Genomic DNA, 5,780 nt, shown 5'->3' with positions numbered 1-5,780 from the left:
AGACGACGTAGGTGCTGTTGTCGCGGTAGAGCAGGTGCGGGCCGCCGATGTTGACCGCGCCGACGTCGGTGTGCCGGACCAGCGGCTGCTGGTCGTAGGTCCACGTACGGCCGTCGGCGGACCAACCGCACCGGCCAGACCCGCACCCGCCTGCCCCAGGGCACCGGCGGCGACATCTACGGCGGCGCCCGCCGCGGCAGCAGATCGTCGTCCTCGAAGAGCCTGGTGACGGTCGTCGGAGTAGTCGTCCTCCTCATCGCCGCGATCGCCTTCGCCAACCGCGGAGACGGCACGTCCTCGTCGAACGACAGCAGCACGTCGAGCGGTTCGAAGCCGGAGGCCGCATCCACGGCAGCGAGCGGGACGAAGCCGGTGGAGACGAAGACCGGGGGGATTCCGTCGGGGTTCGCGCGTACCGAACAAGGCGCGCAGTCGGCGGCGGCGAACTACTCGGTGGCACTGGGCTCAACCGGCATGTTCCAGAAGGAGATCCGGCACTCGCTCCTGACCTCCCTCTACACGCCCGGTGCCGCGAGCAAACTGACGGGTCCGATGGACCAGGCCTACTCGGCCGACTTCCTCGGCAAGTTGGGCCTCGACGCCAACGGCAACGCACCCACCGGCAGCACATTCGTCTCCCGCGCGATCCCGGTGGGCACGACGGTCCAGCAGTACAGCGACAACAACGCGAAGGTCGCGGTCTGGTACGTGGGGCTCATCGGCATGTCCGGGCAGACCTCGACCGACCCCGTCACCACCTCGTGGAAGACCTGGACCTTCGACCTCCAGTGGTCCGACGGCGACTGGAAGATCGTCACGGACTCCCAGAAGGACGGCCCGGCGCCGGTACCCGGCGACGACACGGCCGCCACCTCGGACGAGATCAGCAAGGCCATCGACGAGTACGGAGGGTTCACGTATGCCCGGTAACCCGCAACGCGTGCTCAGGCTCGCCGGAGCCGTGACCGCCGTACAGACGTCGCTCGTCCTGCTGGCCACCCATGCCGTGGCCGCGACGCCCAGCCCGTCGCCCTCGCCGTCCAAGAGCGCCGACTCCTGCAAACTCATCGTCGGCGAGGCCAAGAAGTACTGCGAACGCGGCAACGAGAACAGCACCACCACCAACCCCGGCGTCACCGACACCCTCGACCCCCTCTCCTCCCTAGGAAAGGGCTGCGCCGAAGCCGCCTCCTGGACCATCGACAAGCTCAGCGACGCCGTCAAAGAGACAGCGAACGTCGACTTCACGAACGCCAGGTTCCTTCAGCAGTACGCCGTCGTCTTCGCCGCGTCCACGATCCTCACCCTCCTCCTGTGGCTCCTCGCGGTAGCCAAGCGCGCGGTCCGAGGCGTCCCCCTCACCACCGCGATCTCCGAGGCCATCGGCTTCCTCTGGCTGACGGTCATCGCCTCCGCGTTCACCCCCCTGATCCTGTACACCGTCGTCTCCGCCACGGACGGCATCACCGAGGTCCTCGCGAAGACGACCGGCAACCAGACGGACACCTTCTTCGGCAACTTCTCCGGCGCCCTCAGCAAGGGCAACGACATCGGCGGCGGCCCGATCATGCTGATCGTGGTCTCCCTGGTGTCGATCCTCGCCGCCGGCATCCTCTGGCTGGAGCTCGTCATCCGCGCCGCCCTCCTCTACGTCGGCGCCCTCCTCGGCACCGTCGTCTACGCGGGCCTCGTCGACAAGAACCTCTGGGGCCACGTCCGCCGCTGGGCCGGCATCATGATCGCGGTGATCCTGGTGAAACCGGTCATCGTGATCGTGCTGGGCCTGGCCGGCGCGCTGTCCACCGCCGACGGCCCGGACTCGTTCTCCGCCGTCGTCTCCGGCCTCGCCATCATCCTGCTCGCCATCTTCGCCAGCGCGATGATCTACCGCTTCGTCCCCGGCTTCGGCGACGAGATCGCCGGCAGCCGCAGCAACCGCATCATGCAGGGCGCCGAAGGCAAGGCCGCCGCGGTCATCAGCTCCCCGGCGACCATGGTCGCCCAGGGCATCAAGACCCACAGCGCCCGTACGAACGACGGCGGGGGCGGCCAGTCCTCGTCCGGCGGCGGCGCCCGCCCGTCCAACCCGGTCTCCGGCGGCGTCGCGGCCCACAGCAGCCGCCCGTCGAGCGGCGGCGGCGGAGCCGTCCCCTCCGCCGCGCCCGCACCACGCCAGAGCCCGGCGAACACCCCGCACGCCAGCAACGCCCGCAACAACCGCACGGGAGGTGAAGGGCGTTGACGACAGAGTCCCACCTGTCCCATCCGATCACGCCCCGCCGGACATATCTCATCGGCCGAGCCCGGCCGAACGCGATCGTCGGCAAGAATCGCGAGACCGGCGAGATCGCGCTCATCATCGCGGGCGCGTTCCTCGGCATGATGAGCGGACTCCTCGTCCCCGTCCTGTCCCTGCGCATCGTGCTGCTGACGGGCTTCCCGTTGCTGGCGCTGATGGCGGTCTACGTGCCGTACAAGCGCCGTACGTTCTACAAGTGGTTCGAGATCAACCGCAGTTACAAGCGGACACTGCGCAACGGCACGACGTACCGCTCCTCCGTCATGGAGGCCGGCGTCCACCTCGACGGACGCGAGGTCGAGATCGGCCCGCCGCCCGGGATCGGCCGGATCAACTGGCTGGCCGCCCCCTTCGGCCCGGACGAGATCGCCGTACTCCTGCACGCCGACCGCCGCACGGTCACCGCGGCGATCGAGATCGAGGGCCCGGGCGTCGGCCTGCGCGACAGCGAGGACCAGGAGGCCCTCGTCGACCGCTTCGGCACGCTCCTGAAGCACGTGGCGAACGGCGACGGCTTCGTCACCCGCATCCAGATGCTCGCCCGCACACTGCCCGCCGACCCGGACGCGCACGCGAAGGACGTCGCCCAGCGCGGCGACGAGAAGTCACTGAGCTGGCTGCAGCAGTCGTACGACCAACTCCAGTCGATGGTGTCCACCAGCAGCGAGCAGCACCGCGCCTACCTCGTCGCCTGCATGCACTTCACCCGCGAACTGTCCGCCGAGGCCCACGCGATGGCACGCGCCTCGCGCCCCCACGCGGGCCGCAAGCTCGACCGGGACGCCGGACTCGCGGTCGTCATGGCGCGCGAACTGACCGACATCTGCTCGCGGTTGCAGGAAGCGGACATCCGCGTACGACAGCCCCTGGGCCAAGGCCGGCTCGCCTCGCTCATCCACTCCATGTACGACCCGGACCACTCCATCGACCACCTCCAGGCGATGACGAAGCGCAACGCCTGGCCGGCCGAACTCGACGCCATGGAACCGACGTTCCTCCAGGCGAAGACCCGTGAGTCGTCGACCCGCGAGCCGTGGTGCCACGCCACGGCCTGGGTGAAGGAGTGGCCGATGACCCCGGTCGGAGTCAACTTCCTGGCGCCCCTCCTCGTCCACACCCCGGACGTGATCCGCACGGTCGCCGTCACGATGGACCTCGAACCCACCGAGATCGCCATCGAGCGCATGCTGACCGAGAAGACGAACGACGAGGCCGACGCCTCCCGCGCCGCCAAGATGAACCGCACCGTCGACCCCCGCGACGTCGCCGCCCACGGCCGCATGGACCAGCGCGGCGAGGACCTGGCGAGCGGCGCGGCCGGCGTGAACCTGGTCGGCTACATCACCGTCTCCTCCCGCAACCCCGAGGCCCTCGCGCGCGACAAGCGCACGATAAGGGCGTCCGCCGGCAAGTCGTATCTGAAGCTGGAGTGGTGCGACCGCGAGCACCACCGCGCGTTTGTGAACACATTGCCGTTCGCCACCGGCATCCGGAGGTAGGGCTCAGATGCGGGATCCGCTGTCCATCCTCACCGACGCCTTCACGTCCTTCCTGTTCGGAAAGATCGAGTCCACCCGCCTCCCGGTCCGCACCTCGACAGGCCAGGCCCAGGCGGTCTATCTCCCCACGGCCGCACCCGGGTTGGGCGACTCGGGCGTCATCATCGGCCGCGAGGTCTACTCCGGCAAGGGCTACATCTACGACCCCTTCCAGCTCTACGGCCAGCAACTCCCCGCCCCCCACTGGCTGGTGCTGGGCGAGTCCGGCAACGGCAAGTCGGCTCTGGAGAAGACGTACGTCCTACGCCAACTGCGCTTCCGCGACCGCCAGGTGGTCGTCCTGGACGCACAGGGCGAGGACGGCGTCGGCGAATGGAACCTGATCGCGGAGGAGTTGGGAATAACTCCTATCCGCCTGGACCCAACCGCCGCCCTGGACATGGGGATCCGCCTCAACCCCCTCGACCCGGCGATCACGACGACAGGCCAACTCGCCCTGCTCCGCACCATCATCGAGGTGGCGATGGGCCACGGCCTCGACGAGCGCTCCGGCTTCGCCCTCAAGGTCGCGCACGCCTACGTCAACGAGACGATCGTCGAACGCCAGCCGGTCCTCATGGACATCGTCGAGCAACTACGCCACCCCGAACCGGAGTCGGCCGAGGCGATGAACGTCGCCATAGACGACGTACGGGCCTGGGGCCTGGACGTGGCACTCGTCATCGACCGCCTCGTCGACGGCGACCTGCGCGGCATGTTCGACGGCCCGACGACGGTGGGCATCGACCTCGATGCCCCGCTCATCGTCTTCGACCTGTCCCACATCGACCGCAACTCCATCGCCATGCCCATCCTGATGGCGATCGTCGGCGTCTGGCTGGAACACACCTGGATCCGCCCCGACCGGAAGAAGCGCATCTTCCTGGTCGAGGAGGCCTGGCACATCATCAACAGCCCCTTCGTGGCCCAACTCTTCCAGCGCCTGCTGAAGTTCGGCCGACGCCTGGGCCTGTCGTTCGTGGCGGTGGTCCACCACCTGTCGGACGTGGTCGACGGCGCGGCGGCGAAGGAGGCAGCCGCGATCCTCAAAATGGCGTCGACGCGAACGATCTACGCCCAAAAAGCGGACGAAGCACGCGCCACCGGCCGGGTGTTGGGCCTGCCACGCTGGGCCGTGGAGATCATCCCCACCCTCACCCCCGGCATCGCGGTCTGGGACGTCAACGGCAACGTCCAGGTGGTCAAACACCTGATCACCGAGACGGAACGCCCCCTCGTCTTCACCGACCGCGCGATGACCCAGTCCTCCCGCGACCACGACCAGGAACTGACCGACGACGCCCTGCGCGCGGCCGAGTTGGAGGCCGAGGAACGCGCGGCGGCCTTCATGGAACAGCAGTTGAGCGATCTCGACGGCTCCTCCGAGTCCACGGTGGCGTGAACGGCGGTGGCATGACATGACAGCGGACAACGGTGGACGCGAGCGCCAAGGGGGCATCCCCGACGGCCTGTTGGTGGGCCTGCTCGCGTTCCTCATCGGCATGACGCTGCTGGTGTGGTCGGCCACGGGCCTGGCCGCCCTGTTCTCCAAGGGCAGTTGGCCGACCGGCGTGACCTTCGCCCGCACCCCGATGGCCATGCGCCACCTGATCGCCCAGCCCCACGACATCACCGGCGCCTGGCCACAGTCCACACCCGCCGAGTTCTCCGGTTACGGCCTCTTCTGGGGCCTGTTCATCGGCGAGTTGATGATCCTGGTCGTCCTGACGGTGTTCGTGATGGGCACCCTGGCGAGATGGCGAGCGGTAAGGACAAGAACCCGAGCGAAGAGCCTGGCCGCCCCACCTCCACCGGAACCCCACGAGGTACCGAGCCAACGCCCGGAACCGCAAGAACAGTTGCAGCCAACGGCCGTCCTGGAACAGGCAGCGCCTGCACCTGTCTCCTCAACTTCTCTGTCCAACGGTGAACGGGTGGGCGGG

General features: G+C 68.5%; 5 protein-coding genes and 1 pseudogene. All 6 read left to right on the top strand.

Annotation, left to right across the window (positions count from 1 at the left end):
• Nucleotides 1-229, top strand: a 229-nt coding sequence (locus ACNFOC_RS49875) for a hypothetical protein (RefSeq protein ID WP_416965621.1), incomplete at its 5' end; no start/stop codon positions are given.
• Entirely contained in the window at nt 226-930 is a 705-nt protein-coding gene (locus ACNFOC_RS49870; protein ID WP_416965620.1) for a DUF8175 domain-containg protein, read from the top strand. The genes ACNFOC_RS49875 and ACNFOC_RS49870, both read left to right, overlap by 4 nt.
• Complete coding sequence (locus ACNFOC_RS49865; RefSeq protein ID WP_416965619.1) at nt 920-2,242, top strand: hypothetical protein; 1,323 nt, start codon at nt 920-922, stop codon at nt 2,240-2,242. Before ACNFOC_RS49870 ends, ACNFOC_RS49865 begins: the two co-directional genes overlap by 11 nt.
• Complete coding sequence (locus tag ACNFOC_RS49860; protein ID WP_416965618.1) at nt 2,239-3,798, top strand: SCO6880 family protein; 1,560 nt, start codon at nt 2,239-2,241, stop codon at nt 3,796-3,798. Before ACNFOC_RS49865 ends, ACNFOC_RS49860 begins: the two co-directional genes overlap by 4 nt.
• A 7-nt stretch (nt 3,799-3,805) precedes the next feature.
• Nucleotides 3,806-5,239: an ATP-binding protein gene (locus ACNFOC_RS49855; protein ID WP_366496558.1), complete on the top strand. Its 1,434-nt coding sequence runs from the start codon at nt 3,806-3,808 to the stop codon at nt 5,237-5,239.
• 16 nt (nt 5,240-5,255) lie between these two features.
• Nucleotides 5,256-5,780 (top strand): annotated as a pseudogene (locus tag ACNFOC_RS49850) (type VI secretion protein); the annotation flags it as partial.

It is taken from the genome of Streptomyces colwelliae, assembly GCF_048158785.1.
GTDB lineage: Bacteria > Actinomycetota > Actinomycetes > Streptomycetales > Streptomycetaceae > Streptomyces.
The sequence above is the reverse complement of the archived record's forward strand: the minus strand, read 5'-3'. Positions and strand labels throughout refer to the sequence as shown.